Source organism: Ruegeria sp. CI8 (assembly GCF_056536865.1).
Window position 1 is genome coordinate 776,907 of record NZ_JBQFQL010000001.1, and the last position, 17,253, is coordinate 794,159.

General features: G+C 61.2%; 18 protein-coding genes and 2 tRNA genes. 3 read left to right on the plus strand and 17 right to left on the minus strand.

Annotated features, from left to right (window positions below):
• Window positions 1–1,161 (plus strand): NnrS family protein, encoded by a 1,161-nt coding sequence (locus ACR0DA_RS03775; protein WP_480753008.1) that lies wholly within the window; start codon window positions 1–3, stop codon window positions 1,159–1,161.
• On the opposite strand, the gene ACR0DA_RS03780 is transcribed toward ACR0DA_RS03775, so the two are convergent.
• The 14 genes from ACR0DA_RS03780 to ACR0DA_RS03845 form a co-directional block, all read right to left on the minus strand.
• The gene (locus tag ACR0DA_RS03780) at window positions 1,149–2,246 is read right to left on the minus strand and encodes a M56 family metallopeptidase (protein ID WP_480753010.1); all 1,098 of its coding nucleotides are present in this window, start codon (window positions 2,244–2,246) and stop codon (window positions 1,149–1,151) included. The genes ACR0DA_RS03775 and ACR0DA_RS03780 overlap by 13 nt on opposite strands.
• On the minus strand, window positions 2,233–2,628 hold the full coding sequence (locus tag ACR0DA_RS03785) for a BlaI/MecI/CopY family transcriptional regulator (RefSeq protein WP_170339764.1): 396 nt from the start codon (window positions 2,626–2,628) through the stop codon (window positions 2,233–2,235). Before ACR0DA_RS03785 ends, ACR0DA_RS03780 begins: the two co-directional genes overlap by 14 nt.
• A 68-nt stretch (window positions 2,629–2,696) precedes the next feature.
• Entirely contained in the window at window positions 2,697–2,966 is a 270-nt protein-coding gene (locus ACR0DA_RS03790) for a DUF2160 domain-containing protein (RefSeq protein WP_370797609.1), read from the minus strand.
• A 146-nt stretch (window positions 2,967–3,112) separates the two neighbouring features.
• Window positions 3,113–3,910: a carbohydrate ABC transporter permease gene (locus tag ACR0DA_RS03795; protein WP_170389712.1), complete on the minus strand. Its 798-nt coding sequence runs from the start codon at window positions 3,908–3,910 to the stop codon at window positions 3,113–3,115.
• Window positions 3,907–4,770, minus strand: a complete 864-nt coding sequence (locus ACR0DA_RS03800; RefSeq protein WP_005983941.1) for a carbohydrate ABC transporter permease — start codon at window positions 4,768–4,770, stop codon at window positions 3,907–3,909. Before ACR0DA_RS03800 ends, ACR0DA_RS03795 begins: the two co-directional genes overlap by 4 nt.
• Window positions 4,767–5,843, minus strand: coding sequence for an ABC transporter ATP-binding protein (locus ACR0DA_RS03805; RefSeq protein ID WP_170368276.1), 1,077 nt, complete (start codon window positions 5,841–5,843; stop codon window positions 4,767–4,769). Before ACR0DA_RS03805 ends, ACR0DA_RS03800 begins: the two co-directional genes overlap by 4 nt.
• Window position 5,844: 1 nt before the next feature.
• Entirely contained in the window at window positions 5,845–6,894 is a 1,050-nt protein-coding gene (locus ACR0DA_RS03810; protein ID WP_170528218.1) for an ABC transporter ATP-binding protein, read from the minus strand.
• A 93-nt stretch (window positions 6,895–6,987) separates the two neighbouring features.
• Window positions 6,988–8,727, minus strand: a complete 1,740-nt coding sequence (locus ACR0DA_RS03815) for an ABC transporter substrate-binding protein (protein ID WP_170357493.1) — start codon at window positions 8,725–8,727, stop codon at window positions 6,988–6,990.
• Between the two features lie 319 nt (window positions 8,728–9,046).
• Window positions 9,047–9,121, minus strand: a tRNA-Glu gene (locus ACR0DA_RS03820).
• Between the two features lie 24 nt (window positions 9,122–9,145).
• Window positions 9,146–9,220: transfer RNA gene (locus ACR0DA_RS03825), tRNA-Glu, on the minus strand.
• 109 nt (window positions 9,221–9,329) lie between these two features.
• On the minus strand, window positions 9,330–11,072 hold the full coding sequence (gene recJ, locus ACR0DA_RS03830; protein WP_480753012.1) for a single-stranded-DNA-specific exonuclease RecJ: 1,743 nt from the start codon (window positions 11,070–11,072) through the stop codon (window positions 9,330–9,332).
• 68 nt (window positions 11,073–11,140) lie between these two features.
• A complete protein-coding gene (gene glpX, locus ACR0DA_RS03835; RefSeq protein WP_480753013.1) occupies window positions 11,141–12,124 on the minus strand; it encodes a class II fructose-bisphosphatase in 984 nt (327 codons plus the stop codon).
• 72 nt (window positions 12,125–12,196) lie between these two features.
• Complete coding sequence (locus ACR0DA_RS03840) at window positions 12,197–13,483, minus strand: homoserine dehydrogenase (protein ID WP_170371483.1); 1,287 nt, start codon at window positions 13,481–13,483, stop codon at window positions 12,197–12,199.
• A gap of 132 nt (window positions 13,484–13,615) precedes the next feature.
• The gene (locus tag ACR0DA_RS03845; RefSeq protein ID WP_170339166.1) at window positions 13,616–13,864 is read right to left on the minus strand and encodes a hypothetical protein; all 249 of its coding nucleotides are present in this window, start codon (window positions 13,862–13,864) and stop codon (window positions 13,616–13,618) included.
• 100 nt (window positions 13,865–13,964) lie between these two features.
• Between ACR0DA_RS03845 and ACR0DA_RS03850 the strand changes: the two genes are divergently transcribed.
• Window positions 13,965–14,552 carry a TetR/AcrR family transcriptional regulator gene (locus ACR0DA_RS03850; protein WP_170339745.1) on the plus strand — a complete coding sequence of 196 codons (588 nt, stop codon included), beginning with the start codon at window positions 13,965–13,967 and terminating at the stop codon, window positions 14,550–14,552.
• A gap of 31 nt (window positions 14,553–14,583) precedes the next feature.
• Here ACR0DA_RS03850 and ACR0DA_RS03855 read toward each other — a convergent pair whose 3' ends face one another.
• Window positions 14,584–15,495, minus strand: a complete 912-nt coding sequence (locus ACR0DA_RS03855; protein ID WP_170368282.1) for a pirin family protein — start codon at window positions 15,493–15,495, stop codon at window positions 14,584–14,586.
• 158 nt (window positions 15,496–15,653) lie between these two features.
• On the opposite strand from ACR0DA_RS03855, the gene ACR0DA_RS03860 reads away from it, so the two are divergent.
• A complete protein-coding gene (locus ACR0DA_RS03860) occupies window positions 15,654–16,124 on the plus strand; it encodes a hypothetical protein (protein ID WP_170371479.1) in 471 nt (156 codons plus the stop codon).
• Window positions 16,125–16,127: 3 nt separating this feature from the next.
• Here ACR0DA_RS03860 and ACR0DA_RS03865 read toward each other — a convergent pair whose 3' ends face one another.
• Window positions 16,128–16,712, minus strand: a complete 585-nt coding sequence (locus ACR0DA_RS03865) for a TadE/TadG family type IV pilus assembly protein (protein WP_093961744.1) — start codon at window positions 16,710–16,712, stop codon at window positions 16,128–16,130.
• Complete coding sequence (locus tag ACR0DA_RS03870) at window positions 16,699–17,205, minus strand: TadE/TadG family type IV pilus assembly protein (protein WP_254430266.1); 507 nt, start codon at window positions 17,203–17,205, stop codon at window positions 16,699–16,701. Before ACR0DA_RS03870 ends, ACR0DA_RS03865 begins: the two co-directional genes overlap by 14 nt.
• Between the last annotated feature and the right edge of the window lie 48 nt (window positions 17,206–17,253).

The following is a 17,253-nucleotide window of genomic DNA, read 5'->3' on the forward strand; positions in this document are numbered from 1 at the left end:
ATGCTGTCCTCGCCTCATCGGATCATGTTTCCTGCGGCGGGGGCAGCTGCCCTTCTGGGGGTGAGCGGCCTGTTTCTGGGGCAGGATTTCATCACCCATTGGTCGCCGTTGCTGGGGCTGTACGCCTGGCATGCGCATGAGATGTTGTTCGGCTTCGTCGGCGCGGCATTTGCGGGCTATTCGCTGACGGCGATGCGCAGCTGGTCGGGGGGCGATTCTTTCTCGCCAACCGGCACATTGTTGCTGTTTGCGATTTGGGCGATGTCCCGGTTTGCCGCCATCGGTGCGCTTGGGGGCGAACCCATGTTCATCGTCCCAATGGGCACGGCGTTCTTGCTCTTTCTCGCCGGTCGTCTCGCTTGGGCTGCACTGCGCGAGCCCGCGGTTGCCGGAGGGCTTCAGGCGCTTTTCGCCCTTTTCCTGGCCATCTGCCAACTTGCCTTTCTAGCTGGGTCTGCGCCGTCCTTCTCCACAGTTTTACTCGTTGCACTTTTGGTGTCGGTTGTCGGTGGGCGCATGATCGCTGCTTTCACATGGAATTGGACGCACCAAAGCCCAACCGCCGCGCAAAAGTTTCGGTGCGCGAGGGCATTGGGGGACGCTTCGGCGGCAGCTCTGGCTTTAACTGCGGTGCTTCTCGGGCTTGTTTCCGTCGCCGATGGTCCGCTTATCGGCGTCCTTCTTGTGATCTGCGCCGGGTGCGAAGGTGGGCGTCTGTGGCTCTGGCATTCAACGGCAGTTCTTCAGGATGGATTGCTGGGGATGCTTCATATTGCCTTTGCGTGGTTGCCCGCTGGTCTGTCCCTGTTGGCGGCTTCGCTGTACTTCCCCGACTTGCTGGCGGCCCATGATGCGTTGCACGTTCTGACGGTCGGAGCGGTCAGCTGCGCGATCTATGCCGTAGCTGCCCGTGCGGTCGCGCGCCGTTGCGGCCGGCTGCGCCCCAGTGCGATCGATAGTATTGGATATGCTTTGCTGTGCCTTGCCGCGGTTTTGCGGGCGTCCTCTGCAGACGTGCCCGCGGCCCTAGCTTGGGGAGCATGTTGGGCAGTGTTCCTCTGGCGGCACGTCCAAGCGTTGGGCCGCCCGCTCGAGCGACCCGTGTTCAGCGGTCGGGCCAGCAACAGGATAGATCCGGGCGTCGCCGATCAGTTGCCCTGATTGCGTGCCTCGAGCCGTTCAAGGTTCACGACGGTCGACAGCATCAGCCGGTCATGGCTCCAGTCCTGAGTCTGGCGGATCGTGGCTGCACCCAAGGCCAGGAGAACAGCGAACAGCAGGGCTGAACCCAGGAACATTGCCGGCAACGGTGCCGAGAACGAGGGCGCATCGGCCAGCGCGATCACGCGCTGTTTCAGAACCCGTTTGGCCTTGCCACCAGAGACCAGCGCCACGTTCAAAACCCGTGGCCGGCCTTGTGCGACGGTGCGGGCGCAATAGCTCAGCAGGCAATCGGTATAGTCGCGCGCGTCGATCCCGCGCCGGGTGACGACGGACTGGTCGCAGGCCAGTTCGCGCAATCGGCTGAACTGGTATTTTAAAACCCAGTAGGCAGGGTTCCAGAACAGCAGCGGTCGCACGGCCTCAAACGCAATCTCCCATTCGACATCCCGGGCGCGAACGTGCTGCAATTCATGCGCCAGGGCAAATCGCAGTTCACGGGGGGTGTCCAACAGATGGCTGGGCAGAACGACATGGCGACGACGCGCCCCGCGCACGGCAAATGGAACCGTGATCCGATCGGACAAGCGGATGTCCACGTTGGCCGAACGCCGCCACAGGAAGCTGGAAACCACCGTATCGCGGATCGCCAGCGCATCCCGGACGGTGCGGACCAGCATCCGGAGGGCGGCCAGGGCCAGCAGCACCAGCACGGCCGTCACAAGGGCGCTTTGTCCGGACAGAACCGTGTCGACCCAACGTTCGCGCGTGTTCAGCAGAGCTTCGAATTGTGTAGCCGGAATCGCGATTTCACCGCGCAAATACGCCGCTACCGCAATATCACCGATGGAAACGGCCTGACCCGGCCAGAAAAAACCGGCGGCTGCCGTGACCCCAAGGGCCAGAACAGGGCTGAGCATGACGCAGACGCAAAGAACCTTCAGCACGCGCAGCTGTGTCATGTAGTCGTGCCGCAGACGCGTTCGGGCCACGGCCATGCGGGCGCACAGCCAGATGAGTGCTGAAAGAACCAGCACCACGTTCAGGTCGAGAAATACATCGAGAACCGGTTTAACCGCTGTCATTTTGCAGTCTCCTCTCTACCAGTGCTCGAATTTCCTCCAGATCAGCTTCGGTCAGGCCGGCGTCGTCGACAAGTCGTGCCACCAGCGAGGCCGGGGTGTCATCGAACAACGTGCGGGACAGGTTCTGCAGCGACCGCGCCTGATAGGTGTCCTTCTCAAGCAGCGGACGGTAGATCAGGGTTTTGCCATTCTTGCGGCTTTGGACAAATCCCTTTTCATCCAGGATACGCAGGATCGTCGCGCCCGAGGTGTAGGCTAGGTTCCGCTCGGGCGGCAGCCGGTCCAGCACGTCGCGCACCGAGCCTTCGCCAAGTGCCCAGAGCTCGTTCATGAACTCCAGTTCGACCTCGGTCAGCAGATTTCCTGTCTTTCTCTTTCGCATCGGTCTCGGTGTCACCATTTTGCCTGTTATGCTTGCCAGACAAGCATCCTTTCGCGGTTACGCAAAGCCTAAACTTTCCAGAAAACGAAAATGCCCCAGCCGATCGACAGGAAAAGCGGGGTCCAGACCGGTTGGCCGACCAGCCCCAGCCACGCCAGAAAGATGTAGGCCGAACCCAGCAGGGTGATGAACAGCCGGTCGCCCAACGTGGTGGTCAGGCCCAGCACGCCCCGGCGTTCGATCCCGTCGCGGAACTTGACCACCTCGAGCACGCCGATCAGGGCGATGGCCGAGAAGATGCCCACGAAAACCGCCAGCGTTGCCGGGGTCCAGGCCATCCAGAAATCGGGCCACAGCGGGTCGGTCCAGGAAAAGCCCTTGGGTTCTTCCTGACCGACATTGCCCCAGCCGGCCTTGGCTTGAGCCAGCGCCGAGGACGGGGCGAGCAGGGAGAGGGAGAGAAGAATTTTGCGCATGTCGAACCTCATACACGTCCCATCGCGAAGCCGCGCGCGATGTAGTTGCGGACAAACCAGATGACGATGGCGCCGGGGATGATGGTCAGCGTGCCGGCGGCGGCCAGCAGGCCCAGCTCGTAGCCGGCGCTGGACGCGGTGCGGGTCATCACGGCGGCGATGGGTTTGGCCTCGACCGCCGTCAGGGTCTTGGCCAGCAGCATTTCCACCCACGAGAACATGAAGCAGAAAAACGCCGCCACGCCCACGCCCGCTTTGATGTTGGGCAGGAAGATCGTGACGAAGAACCGGGGGAAGGAATAGCCGTCGACATAGGCGGTTTCATCCAGCTCTTTCGGAATGCCGCGCATGAAACCTTCCAGGATCCACACGGCCAGCGGCACGTTGAACAGCGTGTGCGCCAGTGCCACCGCCAGGTAGGTGTCGAACAGGCCAATCGACGAATACAGCTGGAAAAAGGGCAGGGCGAACACGGCCGCCGGGGCCATGCGGTTGGTCAGTAGCCAGAAGAACAGCTGCTTGTCGCCCAGGAACCGATAGCGCGAGAACGCGTAGGCCGCAGGCAAGGCCACGCAGACCGAAAGCACCGTATTGATCGTCACGTAGGTGATCGAGTTGATATAGCCCCAATACCACGTTGGATCGGTGAAGATGGTGATGTAATTCTCCAGCGTAAAGGTCTGGGGAAAAAGGGAAAAGCCTGAAAGGATCTCGTTCGTGGTCTTGAAGGACATCGCCACCAGCCAATAGATCGGCAGCATCAGGAACGCGATATACAGGATCGGGATGAGGGACCGCTTCTTCATTGCGCGTCATCCTTTGTCATGAGGGTGTAGAAGACCCAGGAAACCAGAAGCGTGATGGCGAAATAGATCAGGCTCATCGCGGCCGCGGGGCCAAGGTCGAACTGCCCCAGCGCGATCTTCACCAGGTCGATCGACAGCAGGGTGGTCGAGTTGCCGGGGCCGCCCCCGGTCAGAACGAAGGGTTCGGTGTAGATGTTGAAACTGTCCATGAACCGCAGCAGAACCGCGATGGTCAGAACCGTCTTCATCTTGGGGAGTTGGATATAGCGGAACACGGACCAGGGGCTTGCCCCGTCGATCTTGGCCGCCTGGTAATAGGCGTCAGGGATCGAAACCAGACCAGCATAGCACAGCAGCACCACCAACGAGGTCCAGTGCCAGACATCCATCACCACGATGGTGATCCAGGCCGACAGCGGCTGTTGGGTCATGTCATAGTTGATGCCCAGCACGTCGTTCAGGAAATACCCCAGCAGGCCGATCTTGGGCAGGGTGAAGATGTTCCACATCGAGCCGACCACGTTCCACGGGATCAGCATCGGCAGGGCCATCAGGACCAGGCAGACCGGCACCCAAAAGCCCTTGCGCGGCATCGACAAGGCCACGATGATGCCCAGCGGCACCTCGATCATCAGGATCAGCGCGGTGAACAGGAACTGCCGCCCCAGCGCCGCCTGGAACCGGTCGGACCGCAGGATCTGTTCGAACCAGCCCAGCCCTTCCCAGAAGAACTGGTTGTTGCCAAAGGTTTCCTGCACCGAGTAGTTGACCACCGTCATCATCGGCACCAGCGCGTTGAACGCCACCAGCGCCAGCACCGGCAGGACAAAGAACCACGCTTTCTGGTTTTCCGTTCTCATCGGGCGCGCTCCTCGGTTGCGATCCAGCCGTCGCGATACACGCGCGTCTGTTCAGGTTTGAATTTCAGAAAGACTTGCGATCCGGGCTCGGGGGGCGCGTGTTCGGTCACCGCCTTCAACGCGGTGTTGCCGACCATGGCACTGACCACAAAATGCCGGCCGATATCGGCCACCTTGGTGACATGGGCCGGAATGCCCTCGGGGCCGAAACCCACATATTCGGGCCGGATGCCCAGATCTGTGCGGCCGCCACTGCCGCTGACCGGACCTTCCAGCGCCACCTCGTGCCCTTCGAACAGGGCACGATCGCCGCGGGCTTCGCAGGGCAGAACGTTCATGCCGGGCGAGCCGATGAAATGGCCCACGAACGTGTGCTGCGGGCGTTCGAACAGCTCGACCGGGGTGCCGATCTGGACCACTTCGCCTTCCTGCATCACCACGACCTCGTCGGCGAAGGTCAGCGCTTCGGTCTGGTCGTGGGTGACATAGATCATCGTCGCCTTGACGCGCTGGTGCAGCTCTTTCAGCTTGGACCGCAGCTTCCATTTCAGATGCGGGTCGATCACGGTCAATGGCTCGTCGAACATCACCGCATTCACGTCGTCGCGGACCAGACCGCGCCCCATCGAGATCTTCTGCTTGTTGTCCGGGCTGAGGCCGCTCGCGCGGGTGTTCAGCATGTCGGTGACATCCAGCATCTCGGCGATCTCGTCGACGCGGCGCTTGATCGTCGCGGGATCGACGCCGCGGTTCTTGAGCGGAAAGGCCAGGTTTTCGCCCACGGTCATCGTGTCGTAGATCACCGGGAACTGGAACACCTGCGCGATGTTGCGCTGATCGGGGGGCAGGGCGGTCACGTCGCGGTCGTCGAACAGGATCTGCCCCTCGGATGGGGTCAGCAGCCCCGAGATGATGTTCAGCAGCGTGGACTTGCCGCAACCCGACGGCCCAAGCAGAGCATAGGCCCCGCCATCACGCCAGGTTACGTCGATTTCCTTCAGCGCATAGTCCTGTGGGCCTTGCGGCGATGGCATGTAGCTGTGTTTGAGGTTTGCAAGCTTGATCTGTGCCATGTCAGGCCACCCTTTTGCCGTCTTGGCCGAAATACCGGCAATGGGCCGGGTTCATGTAGAATGTGTGGTCCTCGCCCACCTGATAGGGGTGGACCCCTGCGGCCAGAGACACCCAGGCTTCCTCGCCATGTTGGAAATGCGCGCTGGAGTCGGACCCGGAGAGCTCGGTCACGATCACGCGGCCGGTCAGTTCAACGTCGGCGTCAGAAGCCTTGAGCGGAGTAACACGGTGCGGACGCACGGCGACCATGTATTCGCCATCGGCAATTCCGGACACAGTCCATCCACCTCCGCCAGCCAGGCGCGCTTGGGCACCGGCGACCGTGACGCGGGCCACGTTGATGGGCGGGTCGGAAAACACCCGCGCGGCGGCGAGGTTTTCGGGGTTGCGATAGATGTCCGCCGTCGGGCCGAACTGGGTCACGCGGCCGTCTTCCATCAAGGCGGTGTAGCCGCCCAGCAGCAGCGCCTCTTCGGGTTCGGACGTGGCATAGACCACCACGGCGCCGCGCCCGGCGAACAGCTCGGGCAGTTGCTCGCGCAGTTCCTCGCGCAGCTTGTAGTCCAGGTTGGCCAGCGGCTCGTCCAGGAACACGGCGCGGCTGTCCTTGGCGATGGCGCGGGCCAGTGCGGTGCGTTGCTGTTGGCCGCCTGACAGTTCATGCGGACGACGGTGCAGCATCGGGCGCAGTTGCAGCAGGTCGGCGGCCTCTTCCACGCGGCCTTCGATCTCGGATTGCGCCATTCCGGCAACGCGCAGCGGCGAGGCGATATTGTCGAATACAGTCATATGCGGGTAGTTCACGAAGAACTGGTGCACGAGGCTGATCTTGCGTTTTTGTGTGCTCAGCCGGGTCACGTCCTGCCCATCCATCAGGACCTTGCCCGAGGCAATCGGATCCAGGCCGGCCATCATCTTGATCAGAGAGGTCTTGCCCGACCCGGTCGCGCCCAGCAGCACGTTGAAATGGCCGGTCTGCAGCGTCAGGGACGTGGGTTTGATATGGGTAACGGTGCCGACCCGCTTGGTTGCGTTTTGTAGTTCGATCATGTCCGTGGGTTCCGATCCCGCAGCGCGTGGCAACGCTGTTTGGTCTTGGTTGGTAAGGGGCGCCGGTACCGGCGCCCCCCGGGGAGTAGTGGCTTACTGGGACTGCCAGCGTGCCACCAGTTCGTCGTAGTTGACGGTCTGGCCTTGCGGCTTCTCGTTCTCCAGCTTGGCTTTCGGCGCGCCCGGCTTCTCCAGCCAGAAGGCCGGATCCTGCGGTTCGTTCAGGCGCGGACCACAGCCGCCGTAGACGCCGGCGCTTTCATCCGCGGCCTGCATGCGGGCCATGGTGATGTCCATCTCTTCAGCCAGACGGTCCATCGCCTCTTGCGGGGTGAAGGCGCCCGAGTTAACGTCACCGATCTGCTGCCACCAGATTTGGGCCAGCTTCGGATAGTCGGGAACGTTGATGCCGGTCGGCGACCACGCCACGCGGTCGGGCGAGCGGTAGAACTCGACCAGGCCACCCAGCTTGGATGCGCGTTCGGTGAACGACTCGTGGTTGACCGAGCTGTCGCGGATGAAGGTCAGACCCACATGGGACTTCTTCACATCGACAGTCTTGGACGTCACGAACTGAGCGTAAAGCCACGCGGCCTGTGCCCGATCCGACGGGGTGGACTTCAGGAAAGTCCACGATCCCACGTCCTGATAGCCAACCTTCTGGCCTTCTTCCCAATAGGGGCCATGCGGGCTGGGCGCCATCCGCCACAGCGGGTTGCCCTCATCATCGACGGTATTGTTGCCTTCGGACTTGGGCTTGACCATGTCGGCGGTAAAGGCCGTGTACCAGAAGATCTGTTGGGCCACGTTGCCTTGCGACAGGGCGGGCAGCGACTGGTAAAAGTCGTAGGACGCCGCACCCGGAGGCGCATAGGCCCGCAACCACTCGTCCCATTTGCGGATCGCGTAAACGGCCGCCGGGCCGTTTGCGGCACCGCCCCGCGACACCGAGGCGCCGACCGGGTTACAGGTGCCCGCTTCCATGCGGATGCCCCATTCGTCGACGGGTACACCGTTCGGCTCGCCCTTGTCGCCGGCACCGGCCATCGACAGCCAGGCGTCGGTCATCCGCCAGCCAAGGTCAGGCGCGCGCTTGCCGTAGTCCATGTGGCCATAGATCGCGACACCGTCCACTTCCTTCACGTCATTTGTGAAGAACTCGGCGATATCCTCGTAGGCAGACCAGTTGACCGGAACGCCCAGATCATAGCCGTATTTTTCCTTGAATGCGGCCTTGTTGGCTTCGTCATCGAACCAGTCCTTGCGGAACCAGTACAGGTTGGCGAATTGCTGGTCGGGTAGCTGGTACAGCTTGCCGTCGGGACCGGTGGTAAACTGGATACCCATGAAGTCATCCAGGTCCAGCGTCGGCGAGGTTGTCGCCGCCCAATCACCCGCCATCATGTCCGACAGGGGATAGGCCAGTTGCAGGCGCGAGTGCGTGCCGATCAAGTCACTGTCGTTGACATAGCCGTCATACAGGTTCCGTCCGGTCTGCATCTGCGTCTGAACGGCCTGAACGACCTCACCTTCACCCAGGATCTGGTGGTTGACCTTGATGCCGGTGATTTCCTCGAACGCCTTCGTCAGAACTTCGGATTCATACGAGTGGGTCGGGATACCTTCGGACAGAACGTTGATCTCCATCCCGGCATACGGTTCGGCAGCCTTGATGAACCACTGCATTTCCGCCATCTGCTCGTCTTTCGACAAGGTGGATGGTTGGAATTCGTCGTCGACCCAGCGCTGTGCTGCGGCTTCGTCGGCCCAAACAGGACCGTGCCCCGCAATGACGGCAGCCGCCGCCACTGCGGACAAAAGATGTTTCCGCATCTTTCTCCTCCCAAAATTTATGGTTCTCCGGCGCGAACCGGATGACGAACAGCATCAGCGATTTTTCGCGAGTCTGTCAAACTAAAAAATTAGTAAATGGCGAAATTGGCCTGTTCGACCCAGCGAATTCAACGACTATAGCCTTGAAAATATATGGTTTTTAACCCACTCGACGTGGCGTCATCGGCTAGGTGAAAAGAGCATGCCGATGACCCTTCACTATGGGTTTTTCAGCGTCACCGCTTGGTCGAGCTGCAAATTTCGATGCATAAAGGCGCCGCAGTGGTAGCGCGCGATTTGCGTTTCTCGGGGGTGAAAATGGCAGCCCGTAGGGGAATCGAACCCCTCTTTCCAGGTTGAAAACCTGGCGTCCTAACCGATAGACGAACGGGCCACGTCAGCATTGCCCAAGCACAAGTGGCAGCCCGTAGGGGAATCGAACCCCTCTTTCCAGGTTGAAAACCTGGCGTCCTAACCGATAGACGAACGGGCCACGCTGGCTTGTGGAGGGCCTTTTACGGATTACGCCCCCCACCCGCAAGACGAAAAACGCACCGCCAGGAAACTTTTTTGCGGGTCAAAAAAGGCAGTGGCGTCAGCGGTCAATTTGCTTCGGCCGCGTCTTCTAGGCGCAACTGCACGCTTTGCCTGCCACCCCATGTATTGACCTCGAGCCGACCGGCAAAATGGAACCGCGCGCCACCGTGATTTGACAGCCTTTCGCCCAACGGTCCGTCAAAGGCACCAAATGCAATCGCGTCCAGCCCACCGCCCATTCCGTCGGAGAGCGACAGCTTCAAATGGGTTTCTCCGACCCGCTTGGCAAAGCGAACCTGCAGGTCGGGCATTGCAAATCGAGGGGCAGGGGCCCCGGCGCCAAATGGGCCGGCCTGCTCGATCTTTTCGATCAGATCAACCGAGGCCGCCCCTGGCATCAGCGCGCCATCCAGCTTGAGGTCGGCCGGACCGGCTTGGCCCGCCCCCTGTTTTGCCAGCAACTCCGAGAGCCGCTCCATCGCCGGTTCCAACTGGTCGCGCATCACGGTCAGACCTGCGGCCATCTTGTGACCGCCGCCCTTGACCAACAAACCCTCGGCGGCCAGCCGGTGGATTGATGCGCCAAGATCGACACCCGAGACCGAACGGCCCGAGCCTTTGCCTTCGTCACCGTCGAAACCAATCACGACGGCGGGACGGTTCGACGCTTCTTTAAGGCGAGCCGCCACGATCCCTACGACGCCGGGATGCCAGCCGTCACCTGCGGCCCACACCAGCGGCGCATCCAGTCCACGTTCTTCGGCCTGCGCCAGCGCCGCGGCTCGGACCGCGTTCTCGATGTCGCGCCGTTCGGTGTTCAGGTCATCAAGGCGCCGGGACAAGGCCTCGGCCTCGGTCACCGAGTCGGTGCTGAGCAGCCGCGCGCCGAGGTCTGCTTGCCCCACCCGACCGCCGGCATTGATGCGCGGCCCAAGCAGAAAACCCAGGTGGTAACTGTTGGGCGCCGAATCCATGCGTGCCACTTCGGACAGCGCAACCAAGCCGGGGCGTTGCCGCTGCCCCATCACTTTCAAGCCCTGCTGAACTAGCGCCCTGTTGACCCCGATCAGGGGTGCGACGTCCGCCACGGTCGCCAGCGCGACCAAATCCAGCATCGCCATCAGGTCCGGACCTTGGGCGTTGGCCTCGCGCAGTTGGCGCCCGGCCTCGACCAACATCAGAAAGACAACGGTTGCAGCACACAGATGGGCCAGGTCGCCGCTTTCATCCTGGCGGTTGGGATTCACCACGGCCACGCAATCCGGCAGCGTTTCGGCGCCCAGGTGGTGATCGAGAACGATCACATCGGCCCCCTTGGCTGCGGCAATTGCTTCGTGGCTGAGCGTGCCGCAGTCCACGCAGATGATCAGATCATGCGTTTCAGCAAGCTGGCTCATGGCGGGGGCGTTGGGGCCATAGCCCTCGTCGATACGATCAGGCACATACAAGGTCGCCTGACGCCCCATCTGCCTGAGCCAAACCAGCAACAGGGCTGCCGAGCTTCCACCGTCGACGTCATAATCGGCGAAAACGGCGATGCGCTGGTTGTCCCGCACCGCTTTCAGGAACCGCGTTGCGGCGATCTCCATGTCGCGCAGGCTGCGAGGATCGGGAAGAAGGTCGCGCAGTTTTGGAGACAGAAAGCTCTCGGCCTCCATCGGCGGGACACCTCGCCGTGCCAGCACCTGGCACAGGGGGCGGGGCAGGTCGGTCTGCTGGGCCAGCATCTCGGCGGCCCGGTCCAATTCAGGCGATGGACCAATCCACCGGCGGCCCGTCAAAGACTGTTCAACACCCAGAAAGCTCAATCCACTTCTCCTGAAAAGGGCCGAATCCTGTCGGACCCGGCCCTTGAATGGTTGTGTCTGCGGGCCGCTCAGCCTTCGACATGCGGCCAAATGGGGGTGCGGTAGGACATGCGCCGCACCGATCCGGTTTTCGAGCGCATCAGCAGGGTCGTCGTCTCGACCCAACCCGGTTCCCGCTTGATCCGCGGCAGCAGCGACCCGCCGGTGACACCGGTCGCCGCAAAGATCACATCTGCGGTGACCATCTCGTCGCGGGCATAGACACGATCCAGATCGGCAATACCGGCTTTGGCCGCCCGACCGCGTTCGTCCTCATTGCGGAACATCAGGCGTCCAAAGATCTGGCCACCCATGCATTTCAGCGCGGCGGCCGCCAGAACGCCTTCGGGCGCGCCACCCTGGCCCATGTACATGTCGATGCCGGTCGTCTCGGACTCGGCACAGTGCATGACGCCAGCAACGTCCCCGTCGGTGATCAGGCGGATCGCAGCGCCGGTTTCGCGCACCTCGGCTATCATCGCCTCATGGCGCGGACGTTCCAGTATGCAAACGGTAATGTCCTCGGGGGTGCATCCTTTGGCTTTGGCCAGCGCCTCAACCCTTTCCCGCGGGGACATGTCCAGTGTCACCACGTTATCGGGGAAGCCCGGCCCGATCGCCAGCTTGTCCATGTAGACGTCCGGCGCGTGCAGCATCGAACCGCGCGGACCCATCGCGATGACGGTCAAGGCGTTGGGCATATCCTTTGCGGTCAGCGTCGTACCTTCGAGCGGGTCCAGAGCGATGTCCACGCCGGGGCCGTTGCCGGTGCCGACCTCTTCGCCGATATACAGCATGGGCGCTTCGTCGCGTTCGCCTTCACCGATGACTACCACGCCAGCGATATCCAGCAGGTTCAGCTGTTCACGCATCGCGTTGACCGCGGCCTGGTCGGCGGCTTTCTCGTCTCCGCGTCCGACCAGCGAGGCCGAGGCCAGAGCGGCCTGCTCAGCCACGCGCGCAAGTCCTAGGGACAGAAGGCGGTCGTTAAAATCGATTTTGGCAGCGCTCATGCGATGTAATCCTTTGGTAAAGCGAAGACGTCCTGACTGGCATAGCCTGCTCGTAGCGCAGGCCGCAAGGGTTCAAACCTGCTCGATACGCAGAGCTACCGGTTCGCCCGCAACCACATCCGTGGTGCGCAAGTCCTCCAACGCAACGTCCAGCGTGGCGCGTGTGGTCTTGTGCGTAACGATCAGTACCGGCGCCGTATCTTCGGCATGTGCGTATTGGCGCATCCGGTCGATCGACACGCCGGCATTGCCCAGAATGGCGGCCACCTTGGCCAGCGCACCTGGTTTGTCCAGCAATGCAAGGCGCAGATAATATGGGGCGGGCAGGCCGGTGATTGCGGGCTTGGAGTCGACCAGCGACGTGGCGGGTTGACCAAAGGTGGAAATCCGCAGGCCCCGCGCCAGGTCGCAAACATCCCCCATCACCGCACTGGCCGTCGGGCCTTCGCCTGCACCGGGTCCCCGCAAAACGATCTGTTCGACGGCGTCGCCCTCAATGACCACCATGTTGGTGCCGCCTTCCAGCTGCCCCAAAGGCGAGTCACTGGGTACCAGGCAGGGTTGCATCCGTTGTTCAAGCCCGCGCGGCGTGCGCTGCGCAACGCCAAGCAGTTTGATGCGGTAGCCCATATCGTCGGCCTGATGGATGTCGTCCAGGCTGATATGCTGAATGCCCTCGATCTCGATCCCGTCGAAATTCGGCTTTGTTCCAAACGCGATCGAGGCCAACAGCGCCAACTTGTGCGCCGCGTCGATGCCGCCGACGTCAAGGTTGGGATCCGCTTCGAGATAACCCAACTGAGCGCACTCCTCGAACAGGGCGTTGTAGCCCAATCCCTGTGACTGCATTCGGGTCAGGATATAGTTGCAGGTGCCATTCATCACGCCCATGACGCGCTTGATGTCATTCCCGGCCAGCCCTTCGGTCAGGGATTTTATGACCGGAATTCCCCCAGCCACGGCAGCCTCGAACCGGATCACGCGGCCTGCGGCCTCGGCCTGTTCCGCCAATGCCTGGCCGTGAATGGCCAGCAGCGCCTTGTTTGCGGTGACCACATCCTTGCCGCTGGCCAATGCTGCCTCGACCGAGGCCTTTGCCGGGCCGTTTTCACCGCCCATCAACTCGACGAACACATCGATGTCGTCTCGTTTGGCCAAGGCCACCGGGTCGGTTTCCCACGCGAAGCCGGACAGGTTCACCCCGCGATCTTTGGCGGCGTCGCGCGCCGAAACCGCAACGATCTCGATCGGTCGACCAGTGCGTGCTTGGAGCAATTCGGCATGACGGCGCACGATCTTGACGACGCCCACCCCCACGGTTCCCAAGCCAGCAATTCCAAGCCGTAGCGCCTGTGTCATTCCGTGGGTTCCTTTCCGCTCGAAGTCTGCCTGTTGGACGCAAGGTCCTTTGTCGGCTGCCATAGCTGGTTCAACGCGGCGGTGCAATCCGTCAGGGACAGAGTTGTTGCGCAGTGGGCGAGCGTACGGGGCTTACTGGGTCTCGGCGTTCTGGAGTGCCTGTGCCTTTTGCGACAGCCGCTCGGCCCGTTGTTCCAATTCTTCTTCCACGGCGGCTGCCTCGTTCACCGGGTCGACGGGCGGCACGTTGACCTGGGTCAACGGGATCAGCTTGGGGTAGGGCGCGGCCTTTACCGAGGCCGCTTCGCTTCCCTCCAACTCGGGAATATCTGCGCACGCGGCCAAGAGAAGCAGCGGCAGGATGACGGAAACAGCTTTCATTTCGCGACCCGAACAGTGAGGAACCTGAACGTGATGCACTTTTTGCATGAACGGTTCAAGCGGGGTTCTATATGAACGTACGTTCATATACGATGGATCCATGGCACGTACTCAAGGCTCTCATTCCGATATCACCGGGCCCCGCATTCGCGAGGCCGCCTTGGGATTGTTTGCACGGCATGGCTATGCCGCTGTTTCCATGCGCCAAATCGCGGGGGAGGTCGGAGTGCAGGCCGGTGCGCTTTACAATTACACTCCGGACAAGCAAAGCCTTCTGTTCCGCCTGATGCAGGACCACATGCAAGAGCTGCTGGCGGCCTATGAAGCGTTGGAACCACAGGCGGATGCATTGGGTGCCTTGCGGCAATTCGTGGGTTTCCACATCCGGTTTCACATGCAGCGACCCGACGAAGTGTTCATCGCCTACATGGAGCTGCGAAATCTGACGCCTGAAAACTTCGCCGAAATCGAAAAGCTGCGCCGACGATATGAGGATGCGTTACAGAGCATCCTGCTGGCCGGCCAGAAGGACGGTCTATTCTCTGTTCAGGATGCGAAGATCGCGACGCTAGCGGTGATTGCCATGCTGAATGGTGTCATGACGTGGTACAGGGCCGGTGGACGGCTTTCGCTGGACGAGGTCGAGCAGATTTATTGGGATATGGTACGCAAGGCGGTCGCGGCCTGATTGGCCGCGCCACGTTACCGGTTGTCTGGAGTCAGTGCGCCGGCTTGATGAAAGTACCGTTGCGCAACTCCCGAAACGCCTGCTCGAGTTCGGCACGCGTGTTCATCACGATCGGGCCATGCCATGCTACCGGTTCATTGATCGGCGCACCCGAGATCAACAGGAATCGCACGCCTTCAGGCCCGGCCTGAACGGTTATTTCGTCTCCGGTGCCAAACCGCACCAGCGTCCGGTTGCCCGACATGTCGCGAATGTTCAGCTCTTGCCCGGCGACTTCCTTCTCAAGCAGAACGCCGGTCGGCTGCGAGGCGTCGGCGAAAGCGGCCTGCCCATCGAAAACATAGGCGAAAGCACGGCGATAAGTGTCTATCTTGAATGTCTTTTTCACCCCTGCAGGAATCGATACGTCCAAATATTGCGGGTCCGCGGCGATACCGTCCACCGGCCCGGTCTTACCCCAGAACTTGCCGACGATGACCCGCACCGTGGTGCCATCATCATCGATCACTTCAGGAATGTCCTTGCCCTGAACGTCCTGGTACCGAGGCGCCGTCATCTTTTGAGCCGAGGGCAAGTTGCCCCACAGCTGAAACCCATGCATCTGCCCGGATGCATTCCCCTTGGGCATTTCCTGATGCAGAATTCCGGACCCCGCCGTCATCCACTGGACGTCTCCGGCACCCAGTTGGCCGCTGTTGCCCAGCGAGTCGCTGTGATCGACGGTTCCTGACAATACGTATGTGATGGTTTCAATGCCGCGGTGAGGGTGCCAGGGAAAGCCGGCCTGGTAGTCCTGCGGGTGCTCGTTGCGGAAGTCATCAAACAACAGGAATGGATCCAGTTCGGACGGATCCTGAAATCCAAAAGCGCGGTGCAGCTTTACACCAGCGCCTTCCATCGTCGGAACGGCCTTGCGGGTTTCGAGTGTTGGTCTGAGCGACATGTGGATCTCCTGTCTCTGGACCCGTTATCTAATTTTCGCTGAAGTACGGTCAATTCGCGAGAAAGCACTGCTTCTGTGCAAAAATGCGCCGGGTGAGTCTTGGCCTGTTGCTTGTCGCTGAAAGCGGGTAAGGGGAGCAGGCAAAGGCGGAGTTGGAAATGCAAGAAGACGTACTGGCAACGATTCAGGCTTCATCGGCACGGCGGTGGATGGGGGTGGGAATGCTCGTTACCGTAGGTGTGTTCGTGACTTATGTCGCCCTGGCCGCACCGCCAGCGCCGGAATGGCAGCTGTTCCTGTTCGTGGTCGGAGGTGGCGCGCTTTGGCTTGCGCATCGCGTCTGGCATGCGACAGCGGACCGGATCGAGCTGACGCGCACGGAACTGAGGACAGGCAGCGGCAAGCTGATTGCCGAGGTTGGTGAAATCGAAGGGGTGGATCGGGGTGTATTTGCTTTCAAGCCGTCGAACGGCTTTCTGCTGACGACCCGTAGCAAACGGGGCAGGGCTTGGGCCCCGGGCCTTTGGTGGCGCGTCGGGCGACGTATTGGCGTCGGCGGCATGACGTCCGCCGCCGAGACCAAGTTCCTGTCAGAAATGCTTTCCGCGATGCTGGCCGAGGCCGAATAGCTCTCAGCACCCGCCCGGTGCGTCGATCTTGTCGTAGACGCGCGGGTGGGTGAATACGAAATTGTCCATGGCAAATTCGTTTTCGCCGTATCCGATGCGGAAGGGACGGCGATAGAAGTCCTTCACTTCGACCAGGATCATCTTGCCGTTGTCCGGCATGATGGGCAGCTTGTCTCGGATTTCGCTGATGGTGCCATCGGTCCAGGCCTCAAAGCTTTCGCCGCGAATACAGGACCACTGCACATAGTGCCGGTCATCCGGCAGGTCGAAGCGAAGAAACGAGATGCGCATCGACACGTCGGAGCGGTCCGACATCATCTGCTGCAGCAGGTCGTACAGCGTATCCATATAGGTCGCGTTGATGTCATTGCGTTCGCGGGAAATGACGTCGGCGATCGCATAAGACGCCTTGAGATTCCGCGAGCTCTGCTTGTACCCGTCGAAGAACGTGTAGGACGCACACATGCCCCAGAAGAGCAGGGGATAGATCATCACGGCCTCGACACTGATCACGCCGGATTCCTTGCGGGAAAACCGTTTCAGATACCGGACAGCCAGCGAGAAGATTGAGCGATCAGGTCGGTTCATAGACAAACACCGTTGTTGCGTGCAGTTCGTACATACCGTTGGGCTTTTTCCGCGCGATGGCGCCCAGAATGGTACCCCACCACAGCGGCTTTACCTCGACGCAGGCGCGGACGATCATCAGTTCATCCGACGTACCCGGCTCGAAGATCTGGCTGTTGCGGATCGTTGCGGGGGTATCGATGCAGTAGGGGTTCGGATCCAGCGTGTTGCCCATAAACGGGTCAACGCGGGTCATTTCCAGGATCAGGTTTTCCTTGCACTCAGGAATGTAGCCTGCCTTGTCGCAGACGATGTCCTTCAACAGAGTGTGGGTCCAGCCATCCTGAACGTTGGTGGTATACTTGTCGAGGTTGTTCAGGCGAACGTCACGGATCGTTTCGTCCAGACCACGCTCGAGATTGGCGTGGTTGAAGGCCCCGATTCCGACTTCGACGGCCGAATAGGTCGTCATGATGAAGATGGGGAACCAGAAGACGAACTCGATCGTCGCCATCCCATCTTCTCTCCGCCGGAACGTGCGGAATTGATGAAGCAAACGCTT

Excerpts from the sequence above, each read along its gene's own strand:
- ACR0DA_RS03790 (WP_370797609.1), bottom strand. The coding sequence starts at position 2,966 with ATGGCCTGGACCCCGGCAACGCTGGCGGTTTTCGTGGGCATCTTCTCG.
- ACR0DA_RS03810 (WP_170528218.1), bottom strand. The coding sequence starts at position 6,894 with ATGATCGAACTACAAAACGCAACCAAGCGGGTCGGCACCGTTACCCAT.
- ACR0DA_RS03795 (WP_170389712.1), bottom strand. The coding sequence starts at position 3,910 with ATGAAGAAGCGGTCCCTCATCCCGATCCTGTATATCGCGTTCCTGATG.
- ACR0DA_RS03775 (WP_480753008.1), top strand. The coding sequence starts at position 1 with ATGCTGTCCTCGCCTCATCGGATCATGTTTCCTGCGGCGGGGGCAGCT.
- ACR0DA_RS03865 (WP_093961744.1), bottom strand. The coding sequence starts at position 16,712 with ATGAACCGACCTGATCGCTCAATCTTCTCGCTGGCTGTCCGGTATCTG.
- ACR0DA_RS03870 (WP_254430266.1), bottom strand. The coding sequence starts at position 17,205 with ATGGCGACGATCGAGTTCGTCTTCTGGTTCCCCATCTTCATCATGACG.
- ACR0DA_RS03785 (WP_170339764.1), bottom strand. The coding sequence starts at position 2,628 with ATGCGAAAGAGAAAGACAGGAAATCTGCTGACCGAGGTCGAACTGGAG.
- ACR0DA_RS03805 (WP_170368276.1), bottom strand. The coding sequence starts at position 5,843 with ATGGCACAGATCAAGCTTGCAAACCTCAAACACAGCTACATGCCATCG.
- ACR0DA_RS03815 (WP_170357493.1), bottom strand. The coding sequence starts at position 8,727 with ATGCGGAAACATCTTTTGTCCGCAGTGGCGGCGGCTGCCGTCATTGCG.
- glpX (WP_480753013.1), bottom strand. The coding sequence starts at position 12,124 with ATGAGCGCTGCCAAAATCGATTTTAACGACCGCCTTCTGTCCCTAGGA.
- ACR0DA_RS03850 (WP_170339745.1), top strand. The coding sequence starts at position 13,965 with ATGGCACGTACTCAAGGCTCTCATTCCGATATCACCGGGCCCCGCATT.
- ACR0DA_RS03840 (WP_170371483.1), bottom strand. The coding sequence starts at position 13,483 with ATGACACAGGCGCTACGGCTTGGAATTGCTGGCTTGGGAACCGTGGGG.
- ACR0DA_RS03855 (WP_170368282.1), bottom strand. The coding sequence starts at position 15,495 with ATGTCGCTCAGACCAACACTCGAAACCCGCAAGGCCGTTCCGACGATG.
- ACR0DA_RS03860 (WP_170371479.1), top strand. The coding sequence starts at position 15,654 with ATGCAAGAAGACGTACTGGCAACGATTCAGGCTTCATCGGCACGGCGG.
- ACR0DA_RS03800 (WP_005983941.1), bottom strand. The coding sequence starts at position 4,770 with ATGAGAACGGAAAACCAGAAAGCGTGGTTCTTTGTCCTGCCGGTGCTG.
- ACR0DA_RS03780 (WP_480753010.1), bottom strand. The coding sequence starts at position 2,246 with ATGACAGCGGTTAAACCGGTTCTCGATGTATTTCTCGACCTGAACGTG.
- ACR0DA_RS03845 (WP_170339166.1), bottom strand. The coding sequence starts at position 13,864 with ATGAAAGCTGTTTCCGTCATCCTGCCGCTGCTTCTCTTGGCCGCGTGC.